14 protein-coding genes and 2 pseudogenes are annotated in these 13,458 nt (G+C 68.4%); 12 read left to right on the forward strand and 4 right to left on the reverse strand.

What is annotated here, in order from left to right; translation table 11 throughout:
* Positions 1-11: 11 nt before the first annotated feature.
* Positions 12-2,114, reverse strand: coding sequence for a 4Fe-4S binding protein (locus I1E95_RS01655; RefSeq protein ID WP_197164831.1), 2,103 nt, complete (start codon positions 2,112-2,114; stop codon positions 12-14).
* Positions 2,115-2,146: 32 nt separating this feature from the next.
* On the opposite strand from I1E95_RS01655, the gene I1E95_RS01660 reads away from it, so the two are divergent.
* Both I1E95_RS01660 and pdeM read left to right on the forward strand, forming a co-directional pair.
* Positions 2,147-2,731: a glutathione S-transferase family protein gene (locus I1E95_RS01660; protein WP_197164832.1), complete on the forward strand. Its 585-nt coding sequence runs from the start codon at positions 2,147-2,149 to the stop codon at positions 2,729-2,731.
* A gap of 12 nt (positions 2,732-2,743) precedes the next feature.
* Positions 2,744-3,451 (forward strand): ligase-associated DNA damage response endonuclease PdeM, encoded by a 708-nt coding sequence (gene pdeM / locus I1E95_RS01665; RefSeq protein ID WP_197164834.1) that lies wholly within the window; start codon positions 2,744-2,746, stop codon positions 3,449-3,451.
* Here the strand turns inward: pdeM and I1E95_RS01670 are convergent.
* Positions 3,408-3,842, reverse strand: a complete 435-nt coding sequence (locus I1E95_RS01670) for a CBS domain-containing protein (RefSeq protein WP_197166953.1) — start codon at positions 3,840-3,842, stop codon at positions 3,408-3,410. The two genes, pdeM and I1E95_RS01670, sit on opposite strands and share 44 nt — an antisense overlap.
* Positions 3,843-3,945: 103 nt before the next feature.
* Here I1E95_RS01670 and I1E95_RS01675 point away from each other — a divergent pair, with 103 nt between their 5' ends.
* Complete coding sequence (locus tag I1E95_RS01675) at positions 3,946-4,533, forward strand: CDP-alcohol phosphatidyltransferase family protein (protein WP_197164843.1); 588 nt, start codon at positions 3,946-3,948, stop codon at positions 4,531-4,533.
* On the opposite strand, the gene I1E95_RS01680 is transcribed toward I1E95_RS01675, so the two are convergent.
* The gene (locus tag I1E95_RS01680) at positions 4,502-5,422 is read right to left on the reverse strand and encodes an NAD-dependent epimerase/dehydratase family protein (RefSeq protein ID WP_197166955.1); all 921 of its coding nucleotides are present in this window, start codon (positions 5,420-5,422) and stop codon (positions 4,502-4,504) included. The genes I1E95_RS01675 and I1E95_RS01680 overlap by 32 nt on opposite strands.
* A gap of 83 nt (positions 5,423-5,505) precedes the next feature.
* On the opposite strand from I1E95_RS01680, the gene I1E95_RS01685 reads away from it, so the two are divergent.
* From I1E95_RS01685 to I1E95_RS16700, 9 genes and pseudogenes are all read left to right on the forward strand, one after another.
* Positions 5,506-6,222: a Coq4 family protein gene (locus I1E95_RS01685; protein WP_197166957.1), complete on the forward strand. Its 717-nt coding sequence runs from the start codon at positions 5,506-5,508 to the stop codon at positions 6,220-6,222.
* Positions 6,219-6,374, forward strand: a pseudogene (locus tag I1E95_RS16690) (hypothetical protein); the annotation flags it as partial. The gene I1E95_RS01685 and the pseudogene I1E95_RS16690, both read left to right, overlap by 4 nt.
* Before the next feature lie 153 nt (positions 6,375-6,527).
* Complete coding sequence (gene hisA / locus I1E95_RS01690) at positions 6,528-7,289, forward strand: 1-(5-phosphoribosyl)-5-[(5-phosphoribosylamino)methylideneamino]imidazole-4-carboxamide isomerase (RefSeq protein ID WP_231595017.1); 762 nt, start codon at positions 6,528-6,530, stop codon at positions 7,287-7,289.
* Positions 7,290-7,496: 207 nt separating this feature from the next.
* Positions 7,497-7,907: a Fur family transcriptional regulator gene (locus I1E95_RS01695; protein WP_370594601.1), complete on the forward strand. Its 411-nt coding sequence runs from the start codon at positions 7,497-7,499 to the stop codon at positions 7,905-7,907.
* Positions 7,908-7,973: 66 nt separating this feature from the next.
* Positions 7,974-9,668 (forward strand): DUF3685 domain-containing protein, encoded by a 1,695-nt coding sequence (locus tag I1E95_RS01700; RefSeq protein ID WP_197164845.1) that lies wholly within the window; start codon positions 7,974-7,976, stop codon positions 9,666-9,668.
* Between the two features lie 34 nt (positions 9,669-9,702).
* Complete coding sequence (locus tag I1E95_RS01705; RefSeq protein WP_197164855.1) at positions 9,703-10,296, forward strand: thylakoid membrane photosystem I accumulation factor; 594 nt, start codon at positions 9,703-9,705, stop codon at positions 10,294-10,296.
* Positions 10,296-11,690 carry a class II fumarate hydratase gene (gene fumC, locus I1E95_RS01710; RefSeq protein ID WP_197164857.1) on the forward strand — a complete coding sequence of 465 codons (1,395 nt, stop codon included), beginning with the start codon at positions 10,296-10,298 and terminating at the stop codon, positions 11,688-11,690. Before I1E95_RS01705 ends, fumC begins: the two co-directional genes overlap by 1 nt.
* A gap of 713 nt (positions 11,691-12,403) precedes the next feature.
* A pseudogene (locus I1E95_RS16695) lies at positions 12,404-12,514 on the forward strand (Maebl); the annotation flags it as partial.
* Between the two features lie 103 nt (positions 12,515-12,617).
* Positions 12,618-12,803: an OST-HTH/LOTUS domain-containing protein gene (locus I1E95_RS16700; protein WP_231594786.1), complete on the forward strand. Its 186-nt coding sequence runs from the start codon at positions 12,618-12,620 to the stop codon at positions 12,801-12,803.
* Between the two features lie 15 nt (positions 12,804-12,818).
* Here the strand turns inward: I1E95_RS16700 and I1E95_RS01720 are convergent, their stop codons facing one another.
* Positions 12,819-13,415: a hypothetical protein gene (locus I1E95_RS01720; RefSeq protein ID WP_231594787.1), complete on the reverse strand. Its 597-nt coding sequence runs from the start codon at positions 13,413-13,415 to the stop codon at positions 12,819-12,821.
* Positions 13,416-13,458: the final 43 nt, after the last annotated feature.

The following is a 13,458-nucleotide window of genomic DNA, read 5'->3' on the forward strand; positions in this document are numbered from 1 at the left end:
TCTCGTCCTGCTTAACCCGCCACCAGCCAGCGCCCCCCTGCCCCCAGCGCCAGGGCCGCGGAGCTGGCCCACGCCAGGGCCGCCCAGCTGTTCAGCAGCAGGCGGCGCAGCAGCAGCAGCGACCCGCCGGCCCCCAGCAACAGCACCAGGCTCTGGCAGAAGGCGATCACGTGGTGATCGGCGCTCCAGCTGGGCAGCGGCAGCTGGAAGGTGACCGGCAACAGCCGGCCCGCTTCCGCCATCCCCACCGGCAGATGCCGCGCCAGCAGCAGGGCCCAGAGCAGGGGCAGCAGGCCATAAAGCCCGAGACGCAGGCGCCGCGGACTTCCAAGACGAAGCGCGACCAGGGCCAGGGCCGAGGGCAGCGCCAGGGCCAGGGCCGCGAAGGCCAGACGCGGCAGCAGCGGCCCCTCCTGCAGACTCTCGGGAGCCAGGGGCAGCCACCCCAGCAGGCGGTCCCAGAATTTCAGGCAGACGCCGCCGGCCAGCACCAGGATCAGCCCTGCCTCACCGTCGGGTGGGGCCATCTCCCGCTGCAGATCGGCGGCGGGGGGCCGCAGGCTCAGTTGCACCGAACGGTGCGGGCAGGCCTGGGCGCAGGTGAGGCAGAGCACGCAGTTGCGATTGTCCTCGAGGTGGGCCGGGTGGGTGCCGAGCGGGCAGCCGGCTGTGGCCAGGCCTTCCCCATCGGCGGGACCGCCCTTGAAGCAGGCGTAGGTGCTGCAGCTGCCACTGCAGGTGCCCACCTGGGCGCGCAGCTCCAGGACCGAGAGCTTGGCGAACAGGCCGTTCATCCCCCCCACCGGGCAGAGGTAGCGGCACCAGAAGCGCTTTTCGAAGCGCAGGGAACCGATCACGGCCCCGGCGGTGATCAGCAGCAGCAGACAACTGCTCAGGCGGGCGCTGTTCTCCAGATCCGCCAGCTCCTCCCAGAGCAGGATCGCGGCGAAGCCGGCGGCCAGCGCCGGCGCGGCCCAGCGGTCGGTCTCCCCCCTCGGCCAGCGGGAGGGCTGCCAGCCCAGGGCAGCGGCCAGCTTCTGGCTGATCTCACCCCAGACCATGAACGGGCAGAAGGAGCACCAGAGGCGGCCCACCAGGGGATAGCCCAGCAGGATCAGGGGCCACCACCAGGCCCAGAACAGGTTCAGTGCTCCGTTGTGGGCACGGTCCTGGGGACCCAGCCACAGCCAGAGGTTCACCAGGACGAACACCCAGCTCACGAGGCCGAAGAGCAGGGCGTTCCACAGCCGTGGCGAGCGCATCCGCAGACGCAGGGACGGCTTCCAGCGCCACAGGTCGAAGCGCGGGCGGATCTGACGGGAGGGGGGCCAGAAGACCTCTTCCGGAAGCTCCGGCGGCGGCTCGCCTTCGGCTGGAACCGGCAGCTGGCGCAGAGCCCGCTCCACCAGGTCCTCGAGCTCGCGCACGTTGCCGGGGAAGTCACGGGTCTGCAGGCGCCGGATCAGCTCGGTGCCGACCACCGGCACCACAGGCCAGCCGAGAGCCCGGCTCTTGAGACGCAGGTCGTAGCGCAGCCAGTCGCCCAGATCCTGGCGCCGGACCCGTAGCGGCGGCACCCGGATCAGCGTGCAGACGCGCTCGAAGCCGGGAACCACCGCCTCGGTGGTGAAGAACACCCGGCCGGGGAAGTGGTGGGGGGGATCGACTGGATCCGGGGCCTGCCAGCGGCCGCTGCTGGCCAGTTCCAGCAGGGCGGGCAGCAACTGGGGATCGACCCGATCGAGCTTGTCGATCAGCAGGGCGCCCACCTCGTGGTTCTCGAGAATGGATCCCTCACCGCCACGGCCGGCGGCACCGAAGAGCTCGGCGCCGTCGCCCCGCAGCAGCGCGCCGTCGAGCCGAACCATCAGCTGCCGCCGGGCGGGGGAGCCGAAATGGATCAGGGCGGCGATGTTGTCCTTCTCCAGCCCCGGTTCGCCGCTGATCAGCAGCGGCCCGCCGCGCGGATCCTGGGAGGCCGTCCGCACGGCTTCTCTCAGGGTGTGGGCGTAACGGCTGTCGCCGACGATGCCGCGGCGGGCACGGCCCACCAGATGGGGCGCCAGACGGAGCAGGCTGTCGGCCACTGGCGCGTCCTGCTGATGAGGCTCCATTCTGCGGCGAGGACTCACACCGCACCCATCCCATGACCCTGACTCTGTATGGCGGAGCCCGCTCGCGGGCCTCGATGCCGCGCTGGTATCTGGCCGAGAAGGGGATTCCCTACACCTGGCGCCTGCTCGACATGGAGGCTGGAGAGCACCGGCAGGAGGCCTTCCTGGCCCTCAATCCCTTCGGCAAGGTGCCGGCCCTGGAGGACTCCAGCGCCCACGCCCCTGCGGGCGGACCCCTGCACCTGTTCGAGAGCGGCGCAATCCTGCTCTACCTGGCCGATCGCTACGGACAGGAGTTCACCAGCCCCGAGCAACGGGCCCTGGCCGAGCAGTGGGTGCTGTTCGCCAACGCCACCCTGGCCACGGCCCTGTTCGTGGAGTCGGCCCGGGAGCGGGAGTTTCCGCGGCTGATGGCCGCTCTCGACCAACTCCTGGCCAAAGGGAGCCCCCTGATCGGTGAGGCCTGGGGGGTGGCCGACTGCGCCGTGAACGCCCACCTGGCGTACCTGCCGGTCTTTTTCCCCCAACTGGATCTGAGTCCGTACCCGGCGGTTCAGGCCACGATCGCGACCACCCGCGCCCGGCCCGCCTACCAGGCGGCGATGGCCACGGCCTGAGCGGACGCGGCGATGGCGGATCAACCCCTCGATCGGGCCCCCTTCCACTGGCGGGGGCAGCGGCTGGAGCTGCTGGCAGCCAAGGCCCTCTGGGATCCCCGGCAGGAGCTGCTGCTGCTGGCCGACCTGCACCTGGGCAAGGCCGAGACTTTCCAGAGCCACGGCATCGCCCTGCCCAGTGACGGGGATGCGGGCACCCTCAACGCTCTGCTGGCCCTGGCCCACCGCTGGCGCCCCCAGGAGGTGCTGGTGCTGGGCGATCTGATCCACAGCCGGATCGGCCTCACCGCCGAGCTGCGCCAGAAGCTCAGGGCCCTGCCCCAGCTGCTGGGCTGCCCCCTGAGGCTGATCGGCGGCAACCACGAACGGGGCAGCTGGATCGAGGACCTGCCCCAGGAACCAGCCACCGCCCGGGGGGGTCTCTGGCTCAGCCATGGCCCCGAAGATCAGCCTCCGCCGGGGTCCGGCGATCTGCTGCATGTCTGCGGCCACCTGCACCCTGTGGCGCTGATCGGTGACCGCAGCGACCGATTGCGCCTGCCCTGCTTCAGCTACGACGCCGAACGCGGGCGGCTGGTGCTGCCCTCCTTCGGGCAACTCACCGGCGGACACCCCTGCGATCCCCGCGAGCAGGTCTGGCTGGTGGCTGACGGGGCGATCGTGCCCTGGCAGGACCTCAGCCCTCGGCCGCCAGCGCGCGCACGACGTCGCCGCGGGTGAGCACCCCCACCACCGTCTCGCCGTCACGCACGAACAGCCGCTGGGTGGAGCGGTCGTGCAGCAGCTTGGCGGCGGCCGCCAGCGACACGTCGGAGCTGCAGCTGTGGGGATGGCGGCTCATCACATCGCCCACCGTGTTGCCGAGCACCTGGTGCACCTGCTTGTCCCAGTCGAGTGGGTTGCGCAGGTAGATGACGGCATCGAGCAGCATCACGTAGGGGCCTGCATCGAAGCCGCTCTCCCGCACCATCAGATCCTGCTCGCTCAGTTCAGCGATCAGCGCCCCCTCCTCATCCAGCACGGGGAGGCCGCTGATGTGATGGTCACTCATCAGCTTCACCGCCTCCTGCAGCGGCGTGGTCGGAGTCACCGACAGGACGGGTGTGGACATCACGTCGGCCACCCGTACGGTTCCTGGGGTGTCGGGGGTCATCGGTGCAGAGCGTCTGCAAGGGTTCTAGGCCAGCGTGGGGGCCCGCCAAGGCTCCGCTGCGATGACCCCTTCCGCCTCTGAATCGTCTGGAGGGCGGTCTGCCGTGCCACGGGCTCGCCGCCTGGCCGACGCCCTCACCGTGGCCCGGGCCTTCCTGGGGCTGCCCCTGCTTCTGGCTCTCGGCGCCGGTCAGGCCGGGCTTGGCTGGGCGCTGCTGCTGCTGGCCGGCTTCAGCGACTGGGCCGACGGCTGGCTGGCCCGACGCTCGGGCGGCGGCTCGGTCTGGGGGGCACGGCTCGACCCGCTCACCGACAAGATCCTGATCAGCGCCCCTCTGCTCTGGCTGGCGCGGGAGGGGACCCTGCCCCTCTGGGCTGTCTGGCTGCTGCTGGCCAGGGAGCTGCTGATCTCCGGCTGGCGGGCCGGCCAGGCCAGCGGCGCTCCGGCCTCAGCCGCCGGCAAGGCGAAGACCGTGCTCCAGTTCACGGCCCTGCTGCTGCTGCTCTGGCCGCTCACCTGGCCCCTGGCCAGCGGCCTGCGCAGCCTGGGCTGGTGGCTGTTCTGGCCCTCGCTGCTGCTGGCGCTCAGTTCGGGCGCCAGCTATCTGCGGGCGGGCCTCAGCCGGCCAGCAGGGCCTGATCGGAGCTGAAGTCGGGGGTGGTGGCCCCGCGCAGGGCGTAATCGTTGCTGTAGCTGTCGGCCAGGCCGGCGTCGAGATCGAAGGCGGGCGACCAGGCCAGCTCCCGCTGCACCCTGTGGATGTCGGTGAGGAAATGGGCCAGACGCAGGGGAAAGGCCTTGCGGGCTTTCTTGTCGAGCCCGGAGGGATCGAAACTGCGGATCTCCACGGCCTCAGGTTCGACACCGCAGGCCCTTGCCGCCGCGGCCACCAGGCCACGGAAGGTGACGCCCTTGGCTCCACTGCAGTTGTAGATGCGGTTGGCCGCGGCCTCCACATCCAGGCAGCGGGCCATCGCCGTGGCCAGGTCACTGACATGGCCCAACTGGGTGATCGTGGTTCCATCGCCCGGCAGGGGCACGGGCCGGCCATGCACGATCCGGTCGAAGAACCAGCTCTCCACCGGGTTGTAGTTGCCGGGTCCGTAGATGTACGTGGGACGGAAGCTGGTGAAGGGAATCGCCTGCTGCCGCAGCCAGGATTCGGTGTCCAGCTTGCCGGCGTGGCGGCTGGCGGGGTCGGTGGCGGCGTTCTCATCCAGGGGCCAGAGCTCGCTGTCGGCGTAGACCCCGGCGGAACTCACATACACGAAGCGGTGGCTGGGCGCTCCCGTGCGCTCCACCACCGCCTGGCTGTCGGCTCCACTGCGGCCGCTGGAATCGATGATCACATCGAAGGCGCGACCGCGCAGCGGCTCCAGGGCGGCGGGGTCGCTGCGGTCGCCCGAGAGATGCTCCACGCCCTCGGGCAGGGGCTGGCGGCCGCGGGTGAAGAGGGTGAGCTCGTGCCCGGCGGCAAGCAGCTGAGCCACCAGGGGCTTGCCGATGAAACGGGTTCCACCCATCACCAGGATCTGCACGGCCATTCAGCGGAGAGGGCGCCATTCAAGCGGCCGGGGCGGCGGCCGCTGCGATGCTGCGCAGCAGGATCGCCCGTCCGACCATGCCCCGCTGGACCGAGCTGCTGCGCTCCGTGAACAACCTCAAGCTGCTGGCGGCCATCGGTCGCAGCGGCGGCGATCTGCACTCGGTGGCCGATCTCGTCGACAACATGCTCGAAAGCCCGCAGATGGACGCCTGCGTGCGCCGTTTCCGCTCCGTGCCGGGCGGTGCCGAGATGATGGATCAGCGCTACCCGCCCCTGCAGCCGGACATCGAGCGCATGATCCAGATGCCGGCAGGCAGCCTCGGCCACGGATACGGCCAGCTGATCCGCGAGCTCAACTATGACCCCGACTTCTTCCGGCCCCGCCCGATCGACACCGAGGCGCGCTGGCTGACCCAGCGGATCGCCACCACCCACGACATTCACCACGTGGTGACGGGTTTCGGCACAGGGACCGTGGGCGAGAACGGTGTGCTGATGATCACCGCCAACCAGATCGGCTTCCCCGCCTACGTGCTGCTCAACAGCGCCGCCCAGCTGAGCAGCTTCCGCCAGCAGAGCACGCAACGCCCCGTTCAGCTCGACTTCGAGCAACTCAGCGCGGCCCTGGCCCAGGCGATGGCCATCGCCTGGGCCAGGGCCTCCTGTCTGGCGGCGGTGCGCTGGGAGGAGGGCTGGGAGCGTCCGGTTCAGAGCTGGCGTGAGGAGCTGGGAATCCTCGAGCCCGCCGATGACGCTCCCTATGGACTGACGCTCCTCGCACCGGCGTTGTGAGCGGAAGTCAGCCACGCCTGCCGCCCCACTGGACCGCACAGACCGCCAGCCTCTGTGAGAGCGGTGGTCATCGTCATTTCCGCCTGCTGGGACTGCGGGGGCACGGCCGTGGGCGGGCGATCGAGCTCTCGGCCCTGCTGGATCCATCGTTTCGGCTGGTGGTGCCGTTGCAGCGGCTGCGCGACCGCCGGCACTGGCTTCCGGGCTGGCAGAGGCTGCCACCATCCGAGCCTGAGCCGGAGACGATCCCGGACAGCGGCCAGGGAAGATGGGACACGCCCCAGCGCCAGTCCCCCGTCGCCGCCATGCAGATCATCCCGGCCATCGACCTGCTCGACGGGCAGTGCGTGCGCCTGCACCAGGGCGATTACGACCGGGTCACCCGCTTCAGCGACGATCCGGTGGCCCAGGCCCTCTCCTGGCAGGAGCAGGGGGCCGAACGGCTGCATCTGGTCGACCTCGACGGGGCCCGCAGCGGTCAGCCCATCAACGATGCCGTGGTGCGTGCCATCACCGCCTCCCTGACGATCCCCGTGCAGCTGGGGGGCGGCGTGCGCACGGCGGAGCGGGCCGACGACCTGCTGGCCTGCGGCCTCGATCGGGTCATCCTCGGCACCGTGGCGATCGAGCAGCCGGATCTGGTGCGGCAGCTGGCAGCCCGCCATCCCGGCCGCATCGTGGTGGGCATCGATGCGCGCAACGGCCTGGTGGCCACCCGCGGCTGGATCGAGGACAGCCGCACCCAGGCCACCGAGCTGGCCGCCAGCTTCGAGGGCAGCGGCGTGGCGGCGATCATCAGCACCGACATCGCCACCGACGGCACCCTGGCCGGGCCCAACCTGGAGGCCCTGAGGTCCATGGCCGAAGCCACCTCCCTGCCGGTGATCGCCTCCGGCGGCGTGGGCTCGGTCACCGACCTGCTGGCCCTGCTCAGCCTCGCCCCGCTGGGGGTGGAGGGAGTGATCGTGGGCCGCGCGCTCTACGACGGCAGTGTCGACCTGGGGGAAGCTCTTCAGGCGGTGGGACCCGCGCGGCTGCAGGACCCCCTGGATGCCTCACTCTGCTGATCGGAACAACTCTCAGGGCGGGTTCAAGTCAGCTGCTTGAACCCGCCCCTTAACATAAGGACTAGTTCCGATCCAGTCGTCGTCTCCGTGTCCGTCGCCCTCACCACCACTGACGTGCCGGTGAGTTCCGGAGCGACCCAGTCCCCCGGCGGACGTCCAGCTCAGGCGGGCGGCGAGAACGCTCAGCCGGATCAGGCCCCGTCCGATCTGCGCGCCACGGTGGCCCAGGCGTTCCGGCGCTGCCGTGACCTGGGCATGCGTCTGAGCCGCCAGCGGCGGATGGTGCTGGAACTGCTCTGGAGTGATCGGCGTCACCTCAGCGCCCGCGACATCTTCGAGCGCCTCAATGCCCAGGGCCGCAACATCGGCCACACCTCCGTCTACCAGAACCTCGAGGCCCTGCAGTCCGCTGGTGTGATCGAGTGCCTCGATCGCGCCAGTGGCCGGCTCTATGGCTACCGCAGCGATCCCCACAGTCACCTCACCTGCCTGCAAAGCGGTGAGATCGAGGACCTCGACGTGGTGCTGCCCGAGGAGCTGCTGCAGCAGATCGAGGATCTCACCGGCTACAGCATCGAGTCGTACACCCTCCAGCTCTTCGGCCGCCGCCGGGCCTGATCCGATTCCAGCCCTGGAGTTTCCTTCACGCGCTCGTTACCTTGAGCCCATGTACCGGACCGGCGCGTGACTGAGCCTGCGGGCGCCCCTGGGGTTGCCGGGACCCCCAGGTGCCAGGTGCTGCTGCTGGCTCCGCCCCTGCTGCGCCAGGGCCTGAGCCGCCTGCTCGCGGATGCGAGCCCGCCCTGCCGGGTGGCAGGCGAGGCTGGCGACCTCGAGGGCGCCCCACAGCTGGTGATCTGGAGCCTGGAGGCCCCGATCCATCCCGACACCCTGCTGCTGGAGCTGGAGCGGCTGGACCAGCGCTGGCTGCCGGCCCCCCTGCTCCTGCTGATTCCCGCCCAGCCCGGCTGCAGCAGCGACTGGCTCCTGCAGCTGCCGGCCGCCGGACTTCTGCAGGACCCCGAGCCCGAAGCCCTGCTGGAGGCCGTGAGCACCCTGCTTCAGGGAGGACGGGTGGTGGCCCTGGACGGGGACGGCGGCACCAGTGTGACTGCCGGGTCGGGCAGCGCCTGGGGAGCGGGAACGATGGGGCTCGGCCAGTGGCTGCTGATCAGCGGGCTGCAGCAGATCGATCAGGAGCTGGAACTCGGCCGCCGGCTGCTGGACCCACCCCCGGCCAATCTGCTGCTGCAGCTGATCCTGGAAGGCCGGCAGCGGGAACTGCGCTCCGCTCGGACCCTGCTGATCTGGCTGTGGGGGCCGGTCTCGATGGCCTGGGGAGCCACGGGTCTGCCTCCGGAGCCGAAGAGCCCTGTGCAGGAGCCGCGCCCCCCCAGCGGCGGCAGCACCGCCATCACCCTGCGGCAGCGCACCGCCGTGGCTGTATGGGAGGCGATCCATCAACGGCTGAGCCAGGCCAGCCAGGGCCCGCTGCTGCGCCAGGGCAGCGTCGAGCTGTTCGCCCTGGAGGGACTGAGCCAGGAGCGGCGGAGGGATCTGTTCCTGGCCCTGCTGGCTCAGCTGGATCAGCTGTTGCGGCAGCTGCGCCAGGAGCGCCTGCGCGGCGACGAGCTGCAGGGCCGCTGGCAGACGCTGCAGCCGGAACTGCGCCGACAGGCCCTGCTCCAGATGGCTGGTCCCTACGTGCAATTGCCTCAGCAGGGGAACCTGCTGCCCGTGGCCGACACCCTCACCAGCCAGGGGAGCTTCGATCTCGACGACCCTGATCTCCCTCCCAGCCAGCCGATGCTGGCGGCCCTGATCTCCGCCCAGCCCCTGCTGGTGGACGGACGACTGCTGGCCCCGGACGAACCCCAGGCCCTGCTCTATCTCGAGACCCTGGTGAGCAACTGGGTCATCCGCAGCGCCGAGAGCATCAGCGCCGATGTGCTCGCCTGTTGCGGCGACTGGCCTGAACTGCGCCGCTACCTGCTGGTGAAGGAGCTGATCGCCACCCGCAGCCTGGAGCGCCTGCGCAACCAGCTCAATGCCCAGCAGCGCTGGAGCGAGTGGTTCGAGAAACCGATCCAGCTCTACGAGAGCCAGCGGCGGCTCTACCGCCTCGAGGAGGGAGGAACGATCCGCCCGCTGCTGCTCACCGAACCCCGCGACGAGGAACTGCGCCAGCTGGGCTGGCTGCAGCAGAGCGTCACCCTGGCGCTGGAGGCCCGCGATGCCCTGGCACCGCAACTCCGGGCCCTGCTGCAGCGCGTCGGCGATCTGATCGTTGTGGTGCTCACGCAGGTGATCGGTCGTGCCATCGGCCTGGTGGGGCGCGGCATCCTTCAGGGGCTCGGGCGAGGCATCAGCAGGCCCTGAGCGTCACAATGGCCCCAGCCCCTCTGGTGTTCGGTTGCGCCTTCCTGTCCGCCTCGGCTTCCAAGCCGGTCCCCTCTCCGCCCTCAGAGCCTGTCTGCTCAGCCTGATCCTCGGTGCCTGGCTGCTGCTCGCCCCGGCCTCTCCAGCGGCGGCGGCCCTCACCACCAACAGCTACGACGGCAACATCTATTCGCTCTATGCCGGCAATGGCTCGCTGGTGCCGCCCCGGAGCACCCTGGCCAAGGCGATGGCCGATCACCGCCCGGTGGTGCTGATCTTCTATCTCGATGACAGCGCCGACAGCAAGCAGTTCGCCCCCGTGGTCTCGGAGCTGCAGCGGCTGTGGGGCTCGAGGGTCGAGATCATCCCACTCACCACCGATCTGCTCCAGAACCGGCCCGAGGAAGGCGTCAGCGACCCCGCCCACTACTGGAAAGGCCTGATTCCCCAGGTCGTGGTGCTCGATCCCGCCGGCCGTGTGGTATTCGACGGCAAGGGGCGGGTGAGCAGCGAAGCCATCAGCGCGGCCCTGAGCAAGGCCACCGGGCTCAACCCGGCCGGCAGTGCCGAGACCAGCGCCACCCGCAGCTTCAATGAGCTGAACAGCGAAGTTGTCCCCGCAGGCTGATGACCGTCCAGCCGGAAACCCCGACACGCCGGGAAAGCGACAGTCTCGGTGCCATCCAGGTGCCCGCCGAGCACTACTGGGGGGCCCAGACCCAGCGCTCCCTCCATTTCTTTCCCTTCGGTGAGGCGATGCCGGAGGCGATCGTGCGGGCCTTCGGCCAGCTCAAGGCCGCCTGCGCCGAGGTGAACACCAGCCTGGGTTGCCTCGATCCGGCCCTGGCGGCCCTGATCGTGGCGGCGGCCGAGGACGTGGCCCGCGGCGATCTGGCGGCGGAGTTTCCTCTGCGGGTCTGGCAGACCGGCTCAGGCACCCAGACCAACATGAACGTCAACGAGGTGATCGCCAACCGGGCGATCGAGGCCGCTGGCGGCAAGCTGGGCAGCAAGGCGCCGGTCCATCCCAATGACCACGTCAACCTGAGCCAGTCGAGCAACGACACCTTCCCCACCGCCCTGCACGTTGCGGTGGTGCTGGAACTGGAGAGACGGTTGATTCCCGCCGTGGAGGCGCTGATCACAGCCCTGTATGCCAAGGCGGAGAGGTTTGCAGGGATCATCAAGATCGGCCGCACCCATCTGCAGGATGCTGTGCCGCTCAGCCTGGGCCAGGAGTTCGGCGGCTATGGGGCCCAGCTGAAGCTGGGGCTCGACAGTCTGCGCCACACGCTGCCCCAGGTTCGCCAGCTGGCGATCGGCGGCACGGCAGTGGGCACCGGCCTCAATGCCCCCCCAGGCTTCGGCGAGAAGGTAGCGGCACGGCTGGCCGAACGGATCGGCCTGCCGTTCAACAGCGCACCGAACAAGTTCCAGGCCCTGGCGGGCCATGAACCCCTGGCGGCGACCCATGGCGCCCTCACGGTGCTGGCCGGAAGCCTGCTGAAGATCGCCAACGACATCCGCTGGCTCGGCAGCGGACCCCGCTGTGGGCTGGGCGAGTTGATCTTGCCGGAGAACGAACCTGGCTCCTCGATCATGCCGGGCAAGGTGAATCCCACCCAGTGCGAAAGCCTCACGATGGTGGCCGTACAGGTGATGGGCAACAACAGCGCTGTGCAGATGGCGGCCAGCCAGGGCAACTTCGAGCTCAATGTGTTCAAGCCGCTGATCGCCCACAACGTGCTGGAGAGCATCGAGCTGCTCACCGGCGGCTGTACCAGCTTTCGCAAGCACTGCATTGAAGGGCTCGAGGCCAATGAGAGTCGCATCAGTGATCTGCTGGATCAGAGCCTGATGCTGGTGACTGCCCTCACCCCGGCGATCGGCTACGACCGCGCCTGCGCCATCGCCAAACATGCCCACGAGCACCGGCTGAGCCTCAAGGAAGCGGCCCTGGTGCTCGGCGAGATCAGCGCCGAGGAGTTCGATCGGTGGGTGAAACCGGACGCAATGGTGTGAACCACTGTTGCGGGTCAGGGATCGTCACACTCAAGGAGTGACTGGGCCATCAAGACTGCACCACCACGAAGACCCTGGCTGCCGAGCATCGGTTGATCGATGGCCAGGAGTTCAGGCGGAGGCCGATTGGGAGAACATCATCAAGGAAGGCAACCGCTCGCCACCCCACGATCTGGACTTCGACCATGGCCCCAGGTGCCACATTCCTCTCAGCGGGCCCACCCTCAACAGTGCCTTCACCAACTGCTATTGGCTGCATCACCTGGTGGGGGCATATATTTATTTGACTACAACTCGAAGGACTAAGCAGAGGGAGAGTCGCACTGCATCTGTACAATTCTCCCCCTACTGGAATTTCTTGATTCAGGGCAGAAGGCATTTACCGTTGAGTTCGGCTTTGAAGCCAACATGGGGATGCATGTGCTCGACCGGAAGTTGCTGAGACAGCCATTTTGCGGAAGAATGCAAGCAGATATTACCTGATGGCACTATTGAATGTGACGCCGCTTCCCGACATTGACCCGCGCTGAAGCTGCCTATTCTAAAACTGCAAGAAGCGCTCAATCCAGCATCCGAAATTCGCAGATTGCCGAAAAAGATCATTACACCCAATTGCAAACGCATTCCACCTGGACGTACTGATCGATGCCGACAACGCTCAGACGCCAGTGATCTGCGAACTGCTGGCGGAGGTGGCCCTGATCATCGACGGCATGGATCTGCTGCATGGCGGCCGGGTGAACGGCTTCTGCCTGGTGTCCTCCCACAACGACTTCACACGACTGGCCACCCGCAACCGTGAGGCGGGGCTGGCGGTCTACGCCTACGGCGTGAAGAAGACGCCCAAACCCTTCGTGGCCGCCTGCGACAAATTCATCTACACAGAGATCCTGCGCAAGGCTCTTTCTCCTGGGCGCCATTGCTGCAGTGAGCCAGGAGGACGGATGGGCGCCTCTGAGCACTGTGGGCAACCAGCAGATCAAGAACGACCCCTCCTTCGACCCCCGCAACTTCGGCTTACGCAAGCTGAGCGAACTGGTGAAGGCCCAGACCTACCTGGTGGTGAAGGAAGTGCCGATCGCGGCGGGTACCCAGTTGACCGGCGACCGCTAAAAGTGGAGTAGGTGCTTAACTCCCCAGGATATTGATCGCTCGAGCAGCGATCGTTGCGATCGTCACCAGCGAGATCACGCTCTCCAGCATCATCAGCCCCATGGCCCGGGCCGTGAGCGGTATGGCACCGGTAGGGCTGAAGGCGGTGGCTGTCGAGAAGCCCAGGAACAGATAGTCGATGAAGGTGGGCCGCCATTCGGGCGGCACCGAGTCGGGAACCCCCTCCTGCGGGAAGAACCAGTCGGCGCGGGTGGGCAGGCGGTTGAGCCGCGCCTCCGGTCCAGCGCGATCAACATGCCAGAACGCCAGCGAGAAGCTGACGATGTTGGTGAACCAGATGACAACACCCGAGGCGAGCAGTTCAAGGGCGCTGAGTTCCGCCCCACCGAACACCATCACCTCGACCAGGATCGTCACATTGGCGATAGTCATGAGGATCAGAATCACCACGACCAGCCAGAGGACTGTGCGTTCGATCCGTAACCAGGGAGCCTGACCGCCCGTCACACCGACGGCGACCATCGGGGTCAACGCTGCCGCCATCAGCAGGACAGACAACCCCACCGGAAAGAGGTGGAAACGGTTGGGGCTGCCCACCAGCAGAAGCGTCATCACCAGAACCGCCAGACCGGCCGGCCAGCGCGGCTCGATCCGC

The sequence above is a fragment of the Synechococcus sp. CBW1107 genome, from assembly GCF_015841355.1.
GTDB lineage: Bacteria > Cyanobacteriota > Cyanobacteriia > PCC-6307 > Cyanobiaceae > Regnicoccus_A.

Bases quoted from the DNA above. Each gene is read 5' to 3' on its own strand.
- I1E95_RS01655 (WP_197164831.1), bottom strand. From the start codon at position 2,114: ATGGAGCCTCATCAGCAGGACGCGCCAGTGGCCGACAGCCTGCTCCGT.
- I1E95_RS01660 (WP_197164832.1), top strand. From the start codon at position 2,147: ATGACCCTGACTCTGTATGGCGGAGCCCGCTCGCGGGCCTCGATGCCG.
- pdeM (WP_197164834.1), top strand. From the start codon at position 2,744: ATGGCGGATCAACCCCTCGATCGGGCCCCCTTCCACTGGCGGGGGCAG.
- I1E95_RS01670 (WP_197166953.1), bottom strand. From the start codon at position 3,842: ATGTCCACACCCGTCCTGTCGGTGACTCCGACCACGCCGCTGCAGGAG.
- I1E95_RS01675 (WP_197164843.1), top strand. From the start codon at position 3,946: ATGACCCCTTCCGCCTCTGAATCGTCTGGAGGGCGGTCTGCCGTGCCA.
- I1E95_RS01685 (WP_197166957.1), top strand. From the start codon at position 5,506: ATGCCCCGCTGGACCGAGCTGCTGCGCTCCGTGAACAACCTCAAGCTG.
- hisA (WP_231595017.1), top strand. From the start codon at position 6,528: ATGCAGATCATCCCGGCCATCGACCTGCTCGACGGGCAGTGCGTGCGC.
- fumC (WP_197164857.1), top strand. From the start codon at position 10,296: ATGACCGTCCAGCCGGAAACCCCGACACGCCGGGAAAGCGACAGTCTC.
- I1E95_RS01720 (WP_231594787.1), bottom strand. From the start codon at position 13,415: ATGACGCTTCTGCTGGTGGGCAGCCCCAACCGTTTCCACCTCTTTCCG.